Annotated in this window: 15 protein-coding genes; 2 read left to right on the top strand and 13 right to left on the bottom strand. The window is 71.4% G+C overall.

Features of this window, described 5'->3' with window-relative positions; all coding sequences use genetic code 11:
* Nucleotides 1-228 precede the first annotated feature (228 nt).
* From ACF1CT_RS07420 to ACF1CT_RS07375, 10 genes are all read right to left on the bottom strand, one after another.
* On the bottom strand, nucleotides 229-2475 hold the full coding sequence (locus ACF1CT_RS07420) for an MMPL family transporter (RefSeq protein WP_391782804.1): 2247 nt from the start codon (nucleotides 2473-2475) through the stop codon (nucleotides 229-231).
* Nucleotides 2476-2826: 351 nt separating this feature from the next.
* The gene (locus ACF1CT_RS07415) at nucleotides 2827-3927 is read right to left on the bottom strand and encodes a CU044_5270 family protein (protein WP_391782803.1); all 1101 of its coding nucleotides are present in this window, start codon (nucleotides 3925-3927) and stop codon (nucleotides 2827-2829) included.
* A complete protein-coding gene (locus tag ACF1CT_RS07410) occupies nucleotides 3924-4616 on the bottom strand; it encodes an RNA polymerase sigma factor (protein WP_391782802.1) in 693 nt (230 codons plus the stop codon). Before ACF1CT_RS07410 ends, ACF1CT_RS07415 begins: the two co-directional genes overlap by 4 nt.
* Nucleotides 4617-4810: 194 nt before the next feature.
* On the bottom strand, nucleotides 4811-5635 hold the full coding sequence (locus ACF1CT_RS07405; protein ID WP_391782801.1) for an enoyl-CoA hydratase/isomerase family protein: 825 nt from the start codon (nucleotides 5633-5635) through the stop codon (nucleotides 4811-4813).
* Entirely contained in the window at nucleotides 5632-6762 is a 1131-nt protein-coding gene (locus tag ACF1CT_RS07400; RefSeq protein WP_391783060.1) for a cytochrome P450, read from the bottom strand. The genes ACF1CT_RS07405 and ACF1CT_RS07400 overlap by 4 nt, the downstream gene beginning before the upstream one ends.
* Before the next feature lie 576 nt (nucleotides 6763-7338).
* A complete protein-coding gene (locus ACF1CT_RS07395) occupies nucleotides 7339-8739 on the bottom strand; it encodes a cytochrome P450 (protein ID WP_391782800.1) in 1401 nt (466 codons plus the stop codon).
* 313 nt (nucleotides 8740-9052) lie between these two features.
* Nucleotides 9053-9643 (bottom strand): ATP/GTP-binding protein, encoded by a 591-nt coding sequence (locus tag ACF1CT_RS07390; RefSeq protein WP_391782799.1) that lies wholly within the window; start codon nucleotides 9641-9643, stop codon nucleotides 9053-9055.
* Nucleotides 9618-9992, bottom strand: coding sequence for a DUF742 domain-containing protein (locus ACF1CT_RS07385; protein WP_391782798.1), 375 nt, complete (start codon nucleotides 9990-9992; stop codon nucleotides 9618-9620). The genes ACF1CT_RS07390 and ACF1CT_RS07385 overlap by 26 nt, the downstream gene beginning before the upstream one ends.
* Complete coding sequence (locus tag ACF1CT_RS07380) at nucleotides 9989-10393, bottom strand: roadblock/LC7 domain-containing protein (RefSeq protein ID WP_391782797.1); 405 nt, start codon at nucleotides 10391-10393, stop codon at nucleotides 9989-9991. Before ACF1CT_RS07380 ends, ACF1CT_RS07385 begins: the two co-directional genes overlap by 4 nt.
* On the bottom strand, nucleotides 10390-11613 hold the full coding sequence (locus tag ACF1CT_RS07375) for an ATP-binding protein (protein WP_391782796.1): 1224 nt from the start codon (nucleotides 11611-11613) through the stop codon (nucleotides 10390-10392). The genes ACF1CT_RS07380 and ACF1CT_RS07375 overlap by 4 nt, the downstream gene beginning before the upstream one ends.
* A gap of 1164 nt (nucleotides 11614-12777) precedes the next feature.
* Between ACF1CT_RS07375 and ACF1CT_RS07370 the strand changes: the two genes are divergently transcribed.
* Nucleotides 12778-13368 (top strand): isochorismatase family protein, encoded by a 591-nt coding sequence (locus tag ACF1CT_RS07370; RefSeq protein ID WP_391782795.1) that lies wholly within the window; start codon nucleotides 12778-12780, stop codon nucleotides 13366-13368.
* Between the two features lie 925 nt (nucleotides 13369-14293).
* On the opposite strand, the gene ACF1CT_RS07365 is transcribed toward ACF1CT_RS07370, so the two are convergent.
* From ACF1CT_RS07365 to ACF1CT_RS07355, 3 genes are all read right to left on the bottom strand, one after another.
* Entirely contained in the window at nucleotides 14294-15493 is a 1200-nt protein-coding gene (locus tag ACF1CT_RS07365) for a serine hydrolase domain-containing protein (RefSeq protein WP_391782794.1), read from the bottom strand.
* A 248-nt stretch (nucleotides 15494-15741) separates the two neighbouring features.
* Complete coding sequence (locus ACF1CT_RS07360; protein ID WP_391782793.1) at nucleotides 15742-17196, bottom strand: hypothetical protein; 1455 nt, start codon at nucleotides 17194-17196, stop codon at nucleotides 15742-15744.
* Between the two features lie 247 nt (nucleotides 17197-17443).
* Nucleotides 17444-18385 (bottom strand): alpha/beta fold hydrolase, encoded by a 942-nt coding sequence (locus tag ACF1CT_RS07355; protein ID WP_391782792.1) that lies wholly within the window; start codon nucleotides 18383-18385, stop codon nucleotides 17444-17446.
* 114 nt (nucleotides 18386-18499) lie between these two features.
* Here ACF1CT_RS07355 and ACF1CT_RS07350 point away from each other — a divergent pair, with 114 nt between their 5' ends.
* The gene (locus ACF1CT_RS07350) at nucleotides 18500-19135 is read left to right on the top strand and encodes a TetR/AcrR family transcriptional regulator (RefSeq protein WP_391782791.1); all 636 of its coding nucleotides are present in this window, start codon (nucleotides 18500-18502) and stop codon (nucleotides 19133-19135) included.
* The last annotated feature ends 59 nt before the right edge of the window (nucleotides 19136-19194 follow it).

Raw genomic sequence — 19194 nt, 5'->3', positions numbered from 1 at the left:
CGTGCGAGGCGCCGGGAGGCCGCCCGCGACGGCACCCGGGGAACGGGGCCTCCCGGTGCCTCGCGCCCGGCACCTCGCCCCGGTCCCGACGGTGCTCGGGACCGGGGGCGGGTGTCGGACGTGTGCGGGTCCGGGTTCCGTCTCCGCGGGTGTCGGACGTGTGCGGGTCCGGGTTCCGTCTCCGCGGGTGTCGGACGCGTACGGGTCCGGGTTCCGTCTCCGCGGGTGTCAGACGCGTACGGGGCCGGTCTCCGTCTCCGCGGGTGCGTCCGTCCGTACGGCCGCGGGTCCGCCCCGGCCCAGCCGCTCGCCCTCCACGTCCACCCGGGGCACGAACCTCTCCAGCCACCGGGGCAGCCCCCACGCACGGTCTCCGAGCAGGGCCAGGACGGCCGGGACGATCGTCATGCGGACGACGAAGGCGTCGAAGAAGACGGCGGCGGCGAGGCCCACACCCATCATCTTGATCATCGACTCGCTCATCCCGATGAACCCGGCGAAGACCGCGATCATGATGACGGCGGCCGCCGCGACCACCCGGGCGCTGTGCCGGAACCCGGTGACGATCGCCTGGCCGGGCCGTTCGCCGTGGACGTACGCCTCCCGCATCCGGGTCACCAGGAAGACCTCGTAATCCATGGCCAGGCCGAAGACCACACCGATGAGGAAGATCGGCATCATGCTCATCACGGGCCCGGTCTGCTCGACGCCGAGGGCGTCGGCGAGCCATCCCCACTGGAAGACCGCCACGATCACGCCGAAGGCCGCCGCCACGGACAGCAGGAAGCCGAGGGCCGCCTTGAGCGGGACCAGCAGGGAGCGGAAGACCACCATCAGGAGCAGGAACGCCAGGCCGACGACGAGCGTGAGGTAGGGGACGAGGGCGTCGCTGAGCTTCTGCGACACGTCGATGTTCACCGCGGTGGTGCCGGTGACGAGCATGGTCGCGCCGGTCTGCGACTTCAGCCCGGGCGCCTCGTCGCGGATGGTGCGGACGAGGTCCGTGGTGGCCGAGGAGCTCGGTCCGGTGGCGGGCACGGCGGTGAGGACGGCGGTGTCGCCCGCCTCGTTGAACGCGGGAGGGGTCACGGCCACGATGCCGTCGGTGCCGGCGAGCTCCTTCTCGGCGCGCGCCGCCGCGGCCTTCCGGTCGGCGGACGCCTTGACGTCGACGACGACGGTGAGCGGCCCGTTGAACCCGGGACCGAATCCGTCGGCAAGGGCGTCGTAGGCGCGGCGCTTGGTGCTGGAGGTGGGCTGCGACTCGTCACCGGGCATCCCGAGCCGGAGGTCGAGGGCGGGTACGGATACCAGGCCGAGGCCGAGGACGCCGAGCACCAGAACCATGAGGGGGCGACGGATCACGAACCGGGCCCACCGGGTGCCCAGGCTGGGTTCGGCGGCGTCCGCGTCCGTGTCCGCGGCGCGGGAGTTCCTGGCGCGGCGTCCGCTCCCGGAGGCGCGCCTGCTCCCGCGCGGCAGGACGGCCCGCCGGAAGAAGCCGAGCAGTGCGGGCAGCAGGGTCATCGCGACCAGGACGGCGACCACGACGGTGCTCGCCGCGGCCAGGCCCATCTTGGTGAGGACGGGAATGTCCACCACGGACAGCCCCGCCAGGGCGATGACCACGGTGAGGCCGGCGAACACCACGGCGGAACCCGCCGTCCCCACGGCGCGGGCGACGGCCTCCTCGGCGTCGTACCCCTCGGCACGCTCCGTCCGGTAGCGGGAGACGATGAACAGGGCGTAGTCGATGCCGACCGCGAGCCCCAGCATCATGGCGAGCGTGGTGGTCGTGGTGGACATTCCGACGGCGATGATCGAGGCCACGCCCACGCCCACGCCGACGATCGCGGTGAGCAGCGGGAGGCCCGCCGCGGCCAGCGAACCGAAGGTGATCAGCAGGACGATCGCGGCGACGGCGACACCGACGAGTTCCGTCGTGCCGCCGAGCTCGGCGTCCGCCTGGAGCGCCGAACCGCCGAGCTCGACCGTCAGACCGGCCCTGCGCCCGTCCTCCGCGGCGTCCTCCAGCGCCTTGGTGGTGGCGTCGGTGAGGTCGATGCTCTGCACGTCGTACGAGATGGTCGAGTACGCGGTCCTGCCGTCCTTGCTGACGGCCCCGGCCATGTCGAACGGGTTGAGGGCGCCCTTGACCTGCGGGCCGCCCGCGATGTCGGTGACGACCTTCTCGACGGCCGCCCTGTTGGCGCCCGCCGTCACCTTCTGGCCCTCGGGGGCGACGAAGACGATACGGGCGTCGGCGCCGTTGGAGTTCTGGCCGGGGAACCGCTCGTCCAGCAGGTCGAACGCCTGCTGCGACTCCGTGCCGGGCATCGAGAAACCGTCCTCGGCGGCGGTCGGTGCCTTGGCCGCGGCGAAGGCGCAGGCGGCCAGGACCGCCACCCAGAGCAGGGCGACGAGCCGCCGCCTCCGGAAGGAAAAGCGTCCTAGTCGGTAGAGGAAGGTAGCCACGAAGAGGCGCTCCAGTCTGGATCGGGCGACGGATCGGCGGCGCATGAGCCGCCCTCCGGCCGTGCCGGGGCCGCGCCGGGGCACGGCGGGGCCGGAGGAATGCCTCAATCCTTCGTGGCCGGGGGCGTCATCGTCGTCGTCCACCTGCATGGAGTCCCGCGTACTGTCGCTGCAGTACGAACGGCGCCCGCCCTCCCCCTCGCACAGGACCGCGGGAGCACGTCATGTCATCCCCCGGTCGGGGGAGCAGTCCTCCCAGGTCGGCTTCCGGGGACGGCGGTCGGTGTCCCGCGCCGACCGAGGACGGCCGGGCACCGCCCGGAGCCGCCCGGTCGGTGCCCCGGACCGTTCTCAGCCGGCGTCGCCCGGCAGCTGCCCGAGGCCGTCGACGACGGCCCGCTTCAGGACGGCGCTGGTGTGGGTCACCGTGCCGCGCTTGACGACGCCGCCGTCGTCCCGGACCTGGACACTGCGTTCGCCCAGGAAGACATGGGTCTTCCGGTCGAAGATCCACTCCATGCGCTCGCCGCTCGTCTCGTCCAGCCGGGCCACCGCCACCCCGTGCCGGCCCGCCGCGTCCACCGCGTCGTCCACCACGACGACCCCGGGGATCTTCGCGGCGGCCTTGAACAGGGCGGAGTACAGCGCGGCCGGCGGGTAGCTCTCGCCGAGCAGGTCGCCGATGGTGGTGAAGGCCTCCTGATCGGGGGTGCTGCCCCGGCCCTTCGTCTCCGCGTAGATCTTCTTCAACAGTGCGTCGGGGTCGGTGGTCAGCTGGGCGAGGTAGTCGTACGACGGACCGTTCAGGGTGGCCACCGGGGTGTCGCCCCGTTCGTCGGGGAGGCTCAGCGTCTCGCCCTCGGGGCTGTCGCTGACGGCCGGGTCGATCAGCCAGCCCTTGGTGCCGTCCAGGGACTTCCAGATCTGACGCGGGTGCAGCTTGTCGGCGGCCAGAGCGGATGTGCCGCCGACGATCTTCTCGTAGCTGTCGGCCGTCCTCGACTCGATGTAGACGTACTGGCCCTTCTTCGGGTCGGTCGTCGAGGCCGCCGCCAGCGAGATCCGGTCGAGCAGCTGGGGCACGCCCTCGGAGCTCGCCTCGCCGACCGGCGTGGTCAGGACCGGCCCCCCGGTGACGCCCCCGTCCCCGCCGCGGGAGCCGAACACGGCGTTGCCCACGAGAACGGCCCCGGCCAGGGCGCAGGCGATCGCGGGCAGGGCGATCAGGCGGTGCCGCGGCATGAGGCGCCGTGCCGCGGGCACGGCGGCGGTCGTCCCGTGGGTGCGGGTGCCCCGCCGCTCCTCCCGCTGCGCTTCCCGGTGGATCTGTGCCATCAGACGCTCCTTGTGGAACTGGTGACGGCCCGTCGGCAGATCGCGTTCGGTCGGCGGGAGCACGGGCGCGCCCTCCCCCCGTTCGGCCGGGTTCCGCCGGCACCGGTCCGTGTTCATCGGATTCCTCCCTGTGCGGGCCGGACCGCGGATCGGCGGTCTCCCCCTACCTGTCCGCGAGCTGTCATGGGTTCCCGATCCGGTCCGGTCGGTTCGAACGCCGTGGGCCGTGACTTCGAGGTGCCGTCGTCCGGCCGGAGGCCGGGCCGTGCGGTGCCGACGAGTCCGCGCAGCTTGGCGCGGGCCCGGGAGAGCCGGGACCGGACCGTGCCGACCGGGACCCCGAGCACCTCGGCGGCTGCCGCGTACCCCATGCCCTCCCACAGACAGAGGGTCAGGACCTCGCGTTCGGGCCTTCGCAGCATGGCCAGTGCGGTGAGCGCGGCTGCCAGGCGCCGCCGGTCGTCGACCCGGCCCGCGACCTCCTCCGCGTGGTCGGGCACCGCCGTCTCGGCACGGGCCGCGGCGGAGGCCGCCGCCCGGTAGCGCCGGTTGCTCCTGGTCTGGTTGCGCGCGATGTTGGTGGCGATGCCCAGCAGCCAGGGACGCAACGAGCCGCCCTCCGGGTCGACCCGTTCGCGCAGCCGCCACGCCTCCATGAACGTCGCGGCCATCACGTCCTCCGCCGTCGCCCAGTCGGCGGTCAGCCGGAACGCGTGGTTGTACACCGAGCGGGCACAGCCGTCGAAGAGCTCCGCGAACGCGCCGGGCTCCCCGGCCCGTATCCGGGTACGTATATGTGTGCTCACCTCTCTCGGCTGTCCGGCACCCCGAGAGAGGTTCCCGTGACCCGCGTCACAGACGCGGGCGGTACGGGCGGCGCGGGTGATGGGTTTCCGGTGCGGGCGACGGGTGCGGGCGCGGGCGGCGGGCGCGGGCGGTGGGTCCGGTGCGGGCGTCGGCGGTACGGGCGGCGGGTCCGGTACGGGCGGCGCGGCCGGACTCAGACCGTCCCCGGTGCGGCGCCCGCCGCGTTCCCCCCGGTGTGCCGCGGCCGACGGGTCGCGGCGGCGACGGTGGCCATCAGTTCCGCGTCCAGGACGGCGGGATCGGCCAGCCGGGTCGGGGCGGCGTACGAGTTGAGCAGGGCCTTCGTGACCCGCAACGCGGCCTCCGGGCGGCGCACGAGGGGCTTGGCCCAGGCGGTGACGGCGGCGTCGAGTTCGTCCTCGGGCACGACGCGCTGGAGGACCGACAGCTCGCGCGCCTCCTCGGCGTCGAAGGCGCGCCCGGTCAGGATCAGTTCGCGGGTGCGTGCGGCGCCGACCTCGTGGATCAGCCGCGGCAGCACCCCGCCCCAGGCGGTGGGCAGTCCGAGGGCCAGTTCCGGCAGCCGGAAGCCGGAGGTGTCGGCGCCGACCCGCAGGTCGCAGGCGAGCGCCAGGGCCAGCCCCGCGCCGATCGCCCTGCCCTGGATCCGGGCGATGGTGACGGCCTGACCGGCCGAGAGCGCCTCGCAGACCCGACGGGCCTTGTCGCCGGCGACCCGGATGCCCCGCCCGGTGGGGTCCTCGTCGAGCCAGTCGGCGAACTCGTTGCGGTCGCCGCCGAGGCAGAAGTCGTCGCCGGCCCCGCTGAGCACCAGCACCCGGACGTCCGGGTCGGGCACCGCGAGCACCGCCAGCAGGTCGTCCAGCATCGCCTCGGTGACGGCGTTGCCGGAGGCGGGGCAGTTCAGTTCCACGCGCAGGACCGGGCCCTCGCGCAGGGTGCGCACGGTACGGGAGCGCATGCGCGCGGACAGCCGGTCGGCGAGCGAGAGCTTCATATCGACACGCCCATCGAGATCACGCGCCGGAAGACCAGACGGGAGGCGTAGGTGGGCGGTGTCGTGACCCGCAAGGTGGGGAAACGTTTCAGTAGCTGAGTGAGGAGCGCGCGCGCCTCCAGCCGGGCCAGTGCCGCGCCCAGGCAGTAGTGGACGCCGCCGCCGAAGGTGAGGTGGGTGCCGCCGCGCTCGACGTCGAAGGCGTCCGGGTCCTCGTTGCGCCGCGGGTCGTGGTTGGCGGCCCCGTACAGCACGTGGACCATGCTGTCCTTCGGGATCGGGACGCCCGCCAGCACGGTGTCCTCGGCGGCGATCCTGGTGTTGATCTGGATGGGCGGGTCGTAGCGCAGGACCTCGTCGACGGCGGCGTCGATGTGTCCGGGGTGCCCGGCGAGCCACTCCCACCGGCCGGGTTCACCGGCCAGCAGCCCCACCATGGCCGACAGCAGCGTCGCAGTGGTCTCCAGCGAGGCGATGGTGACGAACATGGTGAGGCGGTAGAGGATCTCGTCGGCCTTCTCGCGGTCCGGCTCCGCCGCGTCCCAGTGGTGGATCCATCCGGTCAGGACATCGTTGCCGGGGTTCGCGCGACGCTCCCGCAGCAGCTCGGTGAAGTACGCGCGCAGCCGCAGGGTCGCCTCCGCGGAGACGTTGAGCTCGCTCCGGGTGGGGAGCAGCTCCTGGGCGTGCACCTGGTTGTGGGTGATATCCAGGATGTGCGGGTAGTCCTCGGGCGGGATGCCCAGCCAGGAGCCGATGGTGCTGATCGGGAGCTGTTCGCTGACCGTGCTGACGAGGTCGGCCTCGCCCCAGCGCAGCTTGTCGGCGAGTTCGTCGAGCAGGCGCGTGACGTGCTCCTCCACCTGCGGGGTCAGCCGCTGGATGGTGGAGCGGTCGAAGAGGTTGCCGAGGCTGCGGCGCTGGCAGGTGTGCTCGGGCGCGTTGAGGCGGGAGAGCGTCTTGGTCATCTCCCGGGTGGCGACCGCGTTCCAGCGCTCGGTGTCCGCCTGGCGTTCCTGCCAGGCGAAGTCCGGAGCGAGCCAGTCGCGGCCGCGGAGCACCTCGCTGCACGTGTCGTAGCCCGTGACGAAGTACGCGTCCCAGGGAGCGCGTACGACGTCCCCCATGGATCTCAGCTCGGCCAGCAGGCCGTAGGGATCGGCCTGCCCCTCCGGCGATTTGAGGCGGCGTAGGAGGGAGATGAGGGCACGGCGGTCGTCGGCGGGCCGTTCGGTGCCACTTGCAGCGCTCACGCAGCGTTCCTTGATCGGGGCTCATGGTAGTTACGGCCAGAACCTACCCCTCCGTATATCGCTGCCAAGCGTCGATCCCTGTTGTCCCTATCACAGAGAAATGCCCCGGTGACCCCTTGTCATATGCCGATCGATACTCAAGTTCCTTTCTGTACAAGGCGAGTTATGAGTAAAAGCCGCACGATTTCGGTCACTGTTCATCAGAACCCGTATCCGGAATCGATATCGGTCTGTGCTCACACGCAATGTCACACCTGATGTCACATCCAAGTCACACCCGACGACACGTCGGATGTCATACCCGACGACACATCCGTTGCGACATCCGACGCGACATCCGATGCCGTATCCGACGCGGCACCCGATGTCGCATCCGACGCCCTACCCGACGACCCATTCGATGTCATGCCCGACGACACATCCGACGCGACACTGCTGTCGCATCCGACGTCACACGCGGAAGACGTCCAGGAAGGAGCTCCACCAGCCCTTGGTCTTCCGCTGCGGCTCCGCGGCGTCGTGGCGCGCGGTCGGGGCGCCCTCGGAGGCGGTGACACGGGAGGGGGCGGGGGCCGCGCCGGCCGGGCTCGCGACGTGCGCGGCGCGCCGCGGGGCGCTCGGGCTGAACCGGACCGGCAGCGCCACCAGGGCGCGGTGGAACGGCCCCGGCCGCCACTCGACGCCGGAGGCAGGGACGGCGAGGGACAGGTCCGGCACGCTGTTGAGGACCTTCTCGATCGCGGTGAGGGCGATGAGCTGGGCCGGGGACTTCGCCGGGCAGACGTGCGGACCGGCGCCCCAGGCCAGGTGCGCGCCCTTGCTCAGGGTCTGGCGGGCGTCGGTGAGTGCCGGGTCGCTGTTCGCCGCGGCGAAACTGATCAGTACGGGGGTGTCCGCCTTCAGCGTCACGCCGCCCAGGTCGATGTCCTGGACCGGGAAGTGCGTCGCGTAGTTGGCGATCGGCGGGTTGTTCCACAGCACGTCGTCGAGGGCGTCCTCGACGAGCATTCCGGCACCGCGGCGCTGCGAGCTCCCGGAGTCCTCGGACAGCAGGAGGAGCAGGGCGTTGGCGATGAGGTTGCGTTCCGGCTCGACGCCCGCGCCCATCAGCATGACGAGCTGGTCCTTGAGCTCCTCGTCCCGCAGGCCCGCCGGGTGCTGGATGAGCCAAGAGGTTATGTCCTCGCCGGGCTGCCGCCGCTTGAGCGCGACAAGCTCCATCAGGCACTCCGTCAGCTCCGTGTTGGCCCGCAGCACGTCCTCGCCGTCGAAGATCGCCGACATGCTGCGGGTGAGCCGGTCGCCGATGTCGCCGGGGCAGCCGAACAGCTGGTTGAACAGCAGCAGCGGCAGCAGCTTGGCGTAGTCGCCCAGCAGGTCCGCGGAGCCGCGCTCGATGAACTGGTCGATCAGGTAGTCGGCGATCCGCTCGACGTCCCGGCTGAGCCGTGTGGTGTTGAGACGGCTCAGGCTCTCGGTGACCGCCTTGCGCAGCCGCAGGTGCTCGGTGCCGTCCGTGAACAGGCAGTTGGGGCGGTACGCCATCATGGGCAGCACCGGGCTGTCGAGCGCGATGCGTCCCTCCCGGAGCGCCGCCCACCGCCGCGAGTCCCGGGCGAAGTACGACGGGTTCTGCAGCACCCGGAGCGCGGCCTCGTGCTGTACGACCAGGGTGGCCTCCACCCCGGGGGCCAGCTCGATCGGGGCAGCGGGTCCGTGTGCCCGGAACGCGTCGTACACGCGCCGCGGATCGGACGCGAACTCGGGCCCGTAGAGCGACGTCTGCCGCTCACCGTGCATCGGGCACCCGGTGGGGGCGCTGTACGGGCTGGTTCCCGGAGACGAGTCCATGTGTTGATTCCTCGATGTGATCGCGGGCCCGCGGGACCCGAACGGGGGACGGAGACGGGCGGTTCGGGCCACCCGTACCGCAGATGATGACGGAGCGGCGGAACGGTGGACGGGGCGGGGCCGCACCACCGTGCGCGACGGGCCGGGCGGCGCGGGCGGGCCCGCCGGGCCGACGGCGCGCGGCCGACCCGTCACGGCACCGACGACCGACCCGTCGATGCACCGTGCGGCCGGCCGTCGCGGCACCGTGCGACGGACCGGCCGCGGGACCGACGACCGGCCGGCCGGGTCGGCCGGGTCGGCCGGTGCCCGGTCAGGCCACGCGCGCGAGGAGGTGCCGGACCAGGGTGATCAGGGCCTGCGCGGACGACTTCTCGTCCCGGGCGTCGCAGTACACGACCGGGGTGTCCGGCAGCAGGTCGAGCGCCTCGCGCAGCTCCTCCTCCGCGTGCCGGGAGTACGGGTCGAAGCTGTTGACCGCGACCGCGTACTCCAGGCCGTACGTCTCGACCAGGTCGATCACCGGAAAGGTGTCGGCGAGCCGGGCGGGGTCGACGAGGAGCAGCGCGCCGAGCGAGCCGCGCGCCATGTCCTCCCACAGCTCGACGAAGCGCTGCTGGCCCGGTGTGCCGAACAGATACAGCACCAGTTCGTCGCTGAGGGTCAGTCGGCCGAAGTCCAGCGCGACCGTCGTGGTGACCTTGTCGGGCGCACCGCGCAGGTCGTCGACGTGCGCCCCCGCCTGTGTCATCCGCTCCTCGGTGCGCAGCGGAGTGATCTCGGAGAGGGTGCCGATGAGCGTCGTCTTGCCCACCGCGAAGTGTCCGACGACGAGGATCTTCGCCGCACGCCGGACCGCGTCCGAGACGTAGATGTTCTCAGCCGAACCGGACGTGGAGTCCATGCAACACCTCTTCGAGGATCTTCCTGTCAACGAGCTGAGCCGGCGGCGGCGCCTTGCGGCGCATCAGGTGACCTTGTTCCGCTAAATCGTTGAGCAGCAGCCTGGCGACCCCCACCGGCAGCTCCAGGCGTCCCGCGACCTCGGCCACCGACAGGTAGCCGCCCGAGCACAGGTCCCAGATCGCCCGGACCTCGGGGCTCTGGTTCGGGGGCCGTTGCCGGTCGGGGGCGATGGTGACGAGGGTGACCAGGGACAGCCCGTGCGCGTCGGGCAGGCCGCGGCCCCCGGTGATGACGTAGGACCTGACGAACCCGCTGTTGACCGACTGCTCCTCGCCCGGCGCCGTCATATGCCGCTGCCCGCGTTCAGGCGGGGAGGCGTGGTCATCGCCTTCCCCAGCGCGGTGACCTGCTGCTGCATGCGGAACGACATTGCCTCCATGTCCACGTCCGCCGCGGCGGCGGCAGCCAGGTAGGCGCCGGAGCCGGCGGCGATCAGGAAGATCCAGCCCTGCTCGTACTCCAGGAGCGTCTGGCGCCAGCGGCCCGGGGTCTGCGCCCCGATGAACGGCGCGACGGCCCGGCTCAGCGACTGCATGGAACTCATCGCCGCCGCCACGGTCTCCGCGTCGTCCCGTCCGATCTCGCTGGAGTTGGCCAGCAGCAGACCGTCGGCGGAGACGAGGATCGCATGCCGCGCGCCGGGTACCTGGAGCACATCGTTGAGCACCCAGGAAAGATCGGGGTTCACTGGATCTCGGGTCCTTCCATCGTCGTCATGTCACGTCCGGACCGGGTTCCACGCTGGAACGCGCCCAGGCGGGAGGCGGTTTCCTCGTTGCTGCGCACCGGCGCGGGTTCGGCCGAAGGCACCGCGGACACCGGGCTCTTGCGACGACGCTTGGGCAGGCCGCCCGCGGTGGTGAAGGGTGCCGGGGAGTGCGCGGCGGGGGCCGGCTGCTGAGGCGGTGGGAACAGCGGGGTCGGGGCCGGCGCGGGCTCCTGGCGGCGGGGCAGTGTCGACACGCCCGCGTCGTGGGCGACCGGGGCCGGTGCGGGTACGGGCGCGTCGGTGGTGAGCAGTTCATCGGGCAGCAGGACCACCGCGCGTACACCTCCGTAGGGGGACACGGAGTCCACCGAGACCCTGAAGCCGTAGCGGGCGGCAAGTACACCGGAGACGGCGAATCCGAACTGCGGCGGAATGCCCAGGCTGGAGACGCTGATCGCGGCCTGGGGCGCGAGGAGGGCCGCCGCGCGGTCCTTCTCCTCCTGGCCCATGCCGAGCCCCGCGTCGTCGACGATCAGGCAGACGCCCTTCGGCACGGCCTGGATGTTGATCTCGACCGGGGTGCCGGGGGCCGAGTAGTTGGTGGCGTTGGCCAGCAGTTCGGCGAGGACCACCGCCACCGGCTCCACGGCCTTGCTGACCACCGAGAAGTTGACCTGCCCATTGACCCGGACACGGTCGAACTGGCGGATGCGGCCCTGGGCGCTGCGCGCCACGTCGAAGACGGAGGCCACGGTCTCCCGGCGGCCGAGCCAGCCGCCGCAGAGCACCGCGATGCCCTGGGCCCGGCGGCCGAACTGGCTGTTGGCATGGTCGATCGCCATCAGGTCGGCGAGCATGTCGGGGTCGTCGCCGTGCTTCTTCTGCGCGTTCTCGACGACCACCTGCTGTTCGTCCGCGAGCCCCTGGAGCGTACGGACGGCGGCCTTGAGGACGGCCTTGGTCTCCTCCTCGGCGTCCTTGCGGACCTCTGCCATCTCCGATGCCTGACGATGCGACAGGCTGGTGTGGGCGGCGTGCAGTTCGTCGCGTTGCCGTTGCAGCGCATCGCGCTCGCCGCGGAGTTGGGAGTTCTGTCTGCGCAGACCGATGTTGGTCTTGCGAGCCCGCAGGACGGCACCGACGGCGACCAGTGCTACGACAATCAGCGCCCAGAGGAGCGGGCCCTGTACAAATGTCATGAGACTCACTTCAAGTGCCATGGCTGGGAAAGCGGCTTGACTCTCCCTCATGTGCCCCTGCGCCGGGCTGGTCGAGCCGCGGCTTGGGTCACGGGGGGAAGGCCCCTCCGAAAACGGGGCCGAGGAATTCATTCCTTCCGGAATGCCCCCACATGCCATCAGCCCACTGGAAGTAAGATGATCTTAGCATCGGCCTGTTGGGTAATTGTCAAGACGGGCATGCCAGTTGCACTTTTGGCGCGGAATGTTCACATCCGGCACCGAAACCCTGGCCCGTGCCGCCTTCGGTAACGGGCGGGAATGTTCACGGGAATGTGACGGAAATTCAGTGGCGCGCAGCGTCCCCGGCGGGGGCGTGCTGGTCGGGGCCGCGACCCCTCCGGCGCCCGGCGGGAACCGGTCCGGGCCCTGCCTTCGCACCGGCGCCGCGCGGCCGGGAGCGGTGCGGGGGCGCGGCCCGGGGGCCTGGCCGAATCGGGCCGTCGCCGCGTCGCGAGGCGGGGCGTGTGCCGCGCCGGTCGCACGACGGGAGCGGGAAGGCCGCCGCTCCGGCGCGGGAGGCCATGGCTCCGACGCGGGGGCCAGGAGGGGGACAGGAGGGGAGGGGCGTGGAGAGGCACGGGACCCTGCCCCGGTGATCCTGTGACCTCAGTGATTCCTGTGACCTCAGTGATTCCGGTGATCCGGGTCACACCGCGCGGGCTCGGAGCCGTCCGCGATCGTCCGCCGGGATGCCGGGATGCCGGGATGCCGGGATGCCGGGATGCCGGGATGGCGGGACAGCGCTCCGGGTGGGCGGCCTGCGGCACCCCGTGGTCGCCGTCGGCGAGCCGGTCCCGGCACAGCCCGGGGAACGTGTCGGCGTCGCTCCACCCGGCCCCAGCCCTGTCACGGCCGATCACCGTCACCGCAGCAGCCACCGCGGCCCGGATCGCCGCCATGGTGCCCACCGCATGCGGTCCGGGGCGATCGGGGGCGCCGGGCCTCGTGGGGCGTCCCGCCAGGGGCCGGACCCGGCGCGCCGAATACCCGCTCCTCGCCGCACCGATCGGGTGAATGGCGACACGTTCCGCCACCACGCCCCGTCGCGCCCCGCCGCCGGGAACCACCGGAGACGGAACCATACGCAGGCGAATGGTTCCACCCCGAGGAAAGGGAATACCCGTGAGTCGTGCGCTGATTGTCGTCGATGTGCAGAAGGACTTCTGCGAGGGCGGCAGCGTCCCGGTGAAAGGCGGCGCCGATCGCGCCGTGGCCATCGCCGACCTGGTCCGACGCGGTGACGGCGGGTATGCGCACATTGTCGCCACCCGCGACCATCACATCGACCCGGGTGCGCATTTCTCCGAACACCCGGACTTCGTGGACTCCTTTCCCGTGCACTGTGTCGTCGGGGGCGAAGGTGCGGAATTCCATCCGAACTTCGCCCCCGCCGTCGAAGTCGGGGCCGTGGACGAGATTTTCTGCAAGGGCGCCCACTCCGCGTCGAAGAGCGGCTTCGAGGGTGCGGCGGAGGACGGCACATCGCTCGCCGACTGGCTGCGCGCCCACGACGTCACCGAACTCGACGTAGTCGGGATCGCCACGGATCACTGTGTCAAGGCCACCGCGCTGGACGGCGTCCGGGCGGGCTTCGCGGTCCGGGTCCTGCTCGACTACACCGCCGGTGTCGCCGCCGACTCCACCACCACCGCGATGAGCGAACTCCGCCGGGCGGGCGTCGCGCTGAGCGGCGAGCCGGTCGTCATCGCCTGAGTCGGGAGCGCCCGGAGCGCCGAAGAAGTCGTCCGTCGCCGTACTCGCCCAACGACCGCGCGTTCATGTGAAGCGGACGCCGAGGCCCGGCGAAGGGTTTCTCTTCCGATCCCTCCCGGGGACGGAGCGCCCGAGAATTCGGGAGCCTTGATCTCGCGCATCGATCCGTCAGAGATCTCGCTGCATGGATTTCCCTGTCGCGGAGCATGCCGAATCGAACCCGTCCGCCCGACTCGAACTCGTCCGCCCGACGAATCGGTGAGGCGGTCGTTCGTCGCTCCATTCCGCAGTCCGGCAGAGGGAAGAGGGCAGAGAGAAGAGGGAGGAGGGAAGAGGGAGGAGAGAAAAGGGCAGAGGCAGGAGAACATGTTCGGCACGGAACGACCCCGAGCGTGGGCCGTCGGCTGCCCCACGCCGCCGGTCCACCCGGCGTTCGCCGGAGCCGGTCGCCCGCCCCGGATCACGACATCCTGCGGGCAGGCGTCTCACGGCTCCGGCGGCAGCCGCGGATTCGCGCAGTTCCCGCGTCGCACCTGATCCTTCGCGAAGGGTGCAGCGTCCGACGACTCCGCCGTCGGCGACGGCGATACGGACCTGCCCGTCACGCCCCTCCTCCGGAACACGGGTGGTGGCGAGAGCGTCGCAGGCGGTGCCCTTGGCCTGCGCGCGAGGTGCGTACGCTCCCGTGTCCGGAACTGCCCCGTGCTTCGGCGCGGGCAGCTTCTCGCCCCCGCATCCGAGCTTCTCGCCCACCACGTTCGTCATCCCGCACGCCTCACGCGCCGGCCACCAGTCCTTCACCGGTGCCCGGACCGCGAAACCGACGACGGTCAGGACAACAGCACGCAGGCCGACCTCCACCACCACCTGTGCCGTGCGCCCTGGAATCGCACGCGCCCTGCCCCGTCCGCCTTCCGGCCGAGGGTCACCCGACAGGCTCGCGGCCGGTGAACGCGGCAAGGGCGAGGCGGCTGCCGAGGGCGGTGGCGCCGCCGTTGTCGGCGGAGGCCGTGCCCACGCCGTAGGCGCCACGACGGCTCAGGTCGGGGGAGGCGAACACTCCGCTTCCGTAGCCCAGGTCGCTCCCCGTCTTTCCCCACAACACCGAGCCGTCGGGCAGCGGGAAGTACATGAGACCGATGCTGTAGCAGGCCGAACCCCGGTCGGGACCGAGGGCGCAGTTGGACGCGTCCGCGTAGGGGAGCGGCCTGCCGTCCGCGCCCCGGGGCAGCGCGCGCAGTTCGGCGGCCTGGGCGGGGCGCAGCAGGCGGCCGTCGAACAGTCCGGTGATGAAGCGGTCGAGGTCGGCGGTGGTGGAGATCATGCTGGACGGATTGCCGCCCTGTTCGTTGACATCGACGAGTGCGCCCGCGCCGTTTGGCACATAGCCCGGGAGATACGGGCGGGGTATCCGTGTGTTGCGGGCGGGGACGGAGGTGTCGCGCATCTTCAGCGGGACCAGGACACGGGTGGTGATCTCGCGATCGAGGGAGTGGCCGGTGAGTTCTTCGATCAGCCTCCCGGCCACGCGGTAGCCGAAGGAGTTGTATTCCTGCTTGGTGCCGGGACTGAAACGAGGGCCGGGCCAGGGCCTGTCCGTGGGGCGCAGCGTCTGCCGGATCACCTGGTCGAAGGTGTAGTAGTCGAACCGGCCGTCGATCACCTCGTCCGGGGCCGGCGAGGGAGCGCCTTCGAAGTCCTGGGGCAGGCCGCTGGTGTGGTCGAGCAACTGCCTCACGGTGATGGGCTCGAACGCCTTCGGCAGCAGGCCCGGCAGATAGTGCTGCACCGTCCCGTCGAGGTCCACCCGGTTCTCCGCGGAGAGTTGCAGCAGCACCACCGCTTCGAAGGTCTTGGCGATGCTGCCGATGCGGAAGTGCGCCTCGTCGTCGACCGGACGGCCGGTGACGAGGTCTCCGGAAGCGCCGTGCCAGGTCTGCCCCGCCGTACTCACGCGCGCCACGGCGCCGGCGACGCCGTCGCCCGCGTGCACCGCGATCGCCTCCCGCAACGCCTCGCGGTCCGGGCCGGGAGACCCCTGTGCGGCCTGCACGGGGGCGGCGGCGCCGAATGCCAGTGCGGTGGCGGTCAGAACCGCCGCGGCGAGGAGCGGGGTACGGCGCATGTGATGTCTCCGGTAGGTCGGCAGCATGGGCAACAAGGGTGCGAGCACTGTGCCGATCCTCGGGCAGCCGAGTCGTTGGCTGCATCGGGGAAACCCCCGAACCGGCCCCGAGGAACCCCTGACGGTCGACGCGACGGGACGGCATGCGAGGCGACGGGGCGGCAGGAACGGGGCGGCATGAGACGTGACCGGCGACCGGTCGCCCGGCCGCGGGACGCACCCCGTGCGCACCGCGACTCCGGGCCCGGTCATCCCCAGCGGGCGAGCAGCGCGCCGCAGTAGGTGTCGACGCCCATCAGCGGCGGCGGTGGCAGGGTGGGCTGAACGGCGCGTACGCGGCGGGCGACCTCCGGGGACCATTGGCGCAACGGGAGCCATCCCGCCACGTGGGCCTGTTCGCGGTCGGTGCCCGGTCGGCCGTTGCCGCCCACGTCGTGGACGACGCGCGTGCTCAGGCGGCGGCGTCGGACGACGTGACGGGTGAACGTGGCGGCCACGGCACGCATCTGGGCCTCGGTGAAGACCGGTGGCAGGCCGGGAGTGCCGTGGTAGAGGCAGAGGAAGTCGATGTCTATCAGGGCGTGGGTGACGTCCTCGGGAACGGTGACCGCGGCGTACGACGGCCGGTGGAGGGAGCCGTCGTCCTCCGGTGAGCCGGTGGCCGACCAGCCCCGGTACACCCGGCCGAAACTCGGCCAGTACGGCCATGTCGCCACACCGTCCGTCACGGTCAGGTCGTCCCGCAGCGACCGCGCGATCGCGGCGGCACGCCGGGTGAACTCCTCGTCGCCCGTCACCGCGGCCAACTGGACCAGAGTGCGACCCATGGCCAGGAACTCGTTGGTGGGGAGTTCGGCGCCCGCGAAGGAGACGGGCTCGTCGGGCAGCCAGCGATAGAAGCCCCGGCCGTCGCTCGTGGTTCCCCACTGCTCGTCATGGGCACGGACGGCACTCACCGCGGCATCGAGGTAACCGTCCAGCCGGGCACGGACGGACGGCGGGACCACTTCGGGCCGTTCCCGGCCCAGGCGGACCAGGCCGGCCAGGGGGTAGGCGATCATCCCGGTCTGTGCGGCGAGCGCCACCATGGCGGGGCGGGCGGTGTACACGCCGGCACGAATCCGCCGACGGTCCGTCGTCAACAGCCGGGCGGTGACGCCGCTGCGCTGCTCGTACGCCGCGTAGAGCGCGAGATCGGCACGACGGGCGTGAGCGGGGTCGAGGCTCAGCCCGTCCACGGCGAAGGCGTTCTTGCGCGCGGAACCGGTGACCGTCAGCGAGAACCGGTCCTCGGGCTCCTCCTCCACGGTGACCAGCAGATTCCGCGTGTGCGGTGGGCAGATGCTCACGTCCAGGGCCGGTCGGTCCTCGGTGTCCGGGACGGTGACGGAGCAGGCGGTGAACTTCCCCGCGGTGCTCCACACCGGGCGACTGCGACCGCGGTGGTCCTCGATGCCGCGCACGTCGTCACGGGCGTCCAGGACCTTGTCGATCAGCTCGGCGAGACGTTCCACGTACCGGGGATCACCGGTACGTTCGGCCATCATCAGATACCCCTGCATGCGCCAGGACGTTCCCCAGCCGATCACTCCGGCCTCGTTGTCGGCGGGCACCCCGGGGCCGGACACCCCTGTCAGCCCGTCCTCCACCGCGTGGAAGTAGCGCACACCCTCCCGGTGCAGACGCGATCTGTCTCCGACCATGACTTTCGTTCCCCTCACACATCATTCCCGTTCCGGCTCGACAGCCTCTCCGACCGGGAACCGAACGGACAACAGGGGTGACATCACCGTGACCGGTCGATCCACCAGGAACCGAGGGACGGCCCTCGCCCGCCCCTTCGCTCCTCCGTCCACCCCTGTCCGCCTGTCCGCCTGTCCGCCTGTCCCCCTGTCCGCCTGTCCCCCTGTCCGTCCGTCCGCACGTCGACCGGGCCGGGTACTCGTACGTCTACACGTCGACCGGGCCGTCGACGGGGAGGGAGTCGACGTCCTCCATGAAGCCCAGCATTTTGGTATTGAGCTCGTCGGGGTGGTCCATCTGCGGCGCGTGGCCGGTTGCCGCGACGATTTCGGCACGGGCACCGGGGATGATCCGTGGCACGCGCTCCAACTGTTGCTTCGGGTGCACGAGCAGGCTGCGCCTTCCCATCACGAGGTAGAAGGGCACCCGGATGGACCCCAGCTCCTCGTCAGACAGCGGCAGCGGCGCGGGGCGGCTTATCCGGAAGGCGCGGACGCCCGCCCGGATCATGGCGCGCAGTTCGGGAACGACGAGCACCGGCTGTTCCAGCCAGGAGGCGAGGCGCGGGCGCAGCGCCTTGGGAGCGAAGGTCGCGAACAGGCTTGCGAAGATCCACACGAAGAAGCGCAGCCCCACCTTCTCCAGGCCGCCGGGGTCGAGGGCGGTGACGGAGGCGAGCCGACCGGGGCGGAGGTGCGCCTGGTTGATGACCAGCCAGCCCCCGTAGGAGGAGCCGACGAGGTGGACCCGGTCGAGGCCGAGCGCGTCGAGGGCCTCATCCATCCACTGCGCCGCACGCTCGGGCTGCCACATGGGTTCGTGCTGGATACTGCGGCCCGGGTCGCCGGGGGTGTCGAGCGCGTAGACGGGCCGTACGGCGCCGAGCGCGGCGGTATTGGGGTACCACTGGGCGGAGCACCCACCCGCGCCGTGGAACAGCACCACTGGGGTACGGGACTCGTCGGCGGGGTCGGCCGGGCCGTACCGGTAGACGTGCGTCGTGCCGAAGCTCGTCTCCACGTCGGTCTCGGAGCGGGCGGGCGCGCCCAACGCGTAGAGCGCGTCGCAGGCGGCGAAGTACCGGTCGCGCAGGGAGTCGTTCACGTAACGGCCGACGTCGCGGCGTGCACGGGGCGTGTTTGCGGGCACGGTGGCACCTCCTGGAGATCCGTTCTTCGTGGTACGAACGTATCATGATGTTGATACGGCGGTATCATGAAAAGACGCGGCTGATCCCTCACAGACGGGCGGAAAGACGAGAACATGCCGAAGCGCGTGGACCACGAGGAACGGCGAGCACAGATCGCCGATGCGCTCATTCGCGTCGCCGGCCGACGCGGACTGCACGCCGTCGGCATGCGGGACGTGGCTGCCGAGGCCGGTGTGTCGCTGCGGCTCGTCCAGTACTACTTCGAGACCAAGGAGAAGCTGCTCTTCCACGGGCTCCAGCACCTGACCGACCGTTTCACCGAGCGGGTGGGCGCCCGCCTCCGTGCCGCCGGTACGGACCCGGGCCCGCGCGCGACGATCGAGGCGCTGCTGCTGGCTTCCCTGCCGACCGATGAGGAGGGCCGCACCTTCCACCTCCTCTACAGCTCCTACTCGATCCTGTCCGTGACCGACGAGTCGCTGGCCGCCCAGCCCTTCCTCCAGAACCCCGATGCCGCGGAGGACGCCCTGACCGGGCTGCTCGAACAGGCCCGGGCGTCAGGCCTCACCGATCCCGCCACCGCCACGCGCACGGAGGCGATCAGCCTCCTCGCCATGACGGCGACGATGGGCACCAGCATCTTGGTGGGGCAGCGGAGTCCGGAATCGGCCCTCGCGGTACTCCGCCACCATCTGGACCGGATCTTCTCGACCACCGAAGGACCGGAGGGCGGAGCCGGTCACATCTGATTCGGCAGGCGGACGGGGCCGGCCACATCACATGCGGTGGTGGACGGGGCCCGTCGCAT

It is taken from the genome of Streptomyces sp. NPDC014734 (genome assembly GCF_043083325.1).
Classification (GTDB): domain Bacteria; phylum Actinomycetota; class Actinomycetes; order Streptomycetales; family Streptomycetaceae; genus Streptomyces.
Note: the sequence above shows the minus strand (reverse complement) of the source record. Positions and strands in the feature narration are given on the sequence as shown.

Coding starts and splice junctions, on each gene's coding strand:
- ACF1CT_RS07415 (WP_391782803.1), bottom strand. CDS start 3,927: ATGAACACGGACCGGTGCCGGCGGAACCCGGCCGAACGGGGGGAGGGC.
- ACF1CT_RS07405 (WP_391782801.1), bottom strand. CDS start 5,635: ATGAAGCTCTCGCTCGCCGACCGGCTGTCCGCGCGCATGCGCTCCCGT.
- ACF1CT_RS07400 (WP_391783060.1), bottom strand. CDS start 6,762: ATGGGGGACGTCGTACGCGCTCCCTGGGACGCGTACTTCGTCACGGGC.
- ACF1CT_RS07395 (WP_391782800.1), bottom strand. CDS start 8,739: ATGGACTCGTCTCCGGGAACCAGCCCGTACAGCGCCCCCACCGGGTGC.
- ACF1CT_RS07390 (WP_391782799.1), bottom strand. CDS start 9,643: ATGGACTCCACGTCCGGTTCGGCTGAGAACATCTACGTCTCGGACGCG.
- ACF1CT_RS07385 (WP_391782798.1), bottom strand. CDS start 9,992: ATGACGGCGCCGGGCGAGGAGCAGTCGGTCAACAGCGGGTTCGTCAGG.
- ACF1CT_RS07375 (WP_391782796.1), bottom strand. CDS start 11,613: ATGACATTTGTACAGGGCCCGCTCCTCTGGGCGCTGATTGTCGTAGCA.
- ACF1CT_RS07365 (WP_391782794.1), bottom strand. CDS start 15,493: ATGCGCCGTACCCCGCTCCTCGCCGCGGCGGTTCTGACCGCCACCGCA.
- ACF1CT_RS07360 (WP_391782793.1), bottom strand. CDS start 17,196: ATGGTCGGAGACAGATCGCGTCTGCACCGGGAGGGTGTGCGCTACTTC.
- ACF1CT_RS07350 (WP_391782791.1), top strand. CDS start 18,500: ATGCCGAAGCGCGTGGACCACGAGGAACGGCGAGCACAGATCGCCGAT.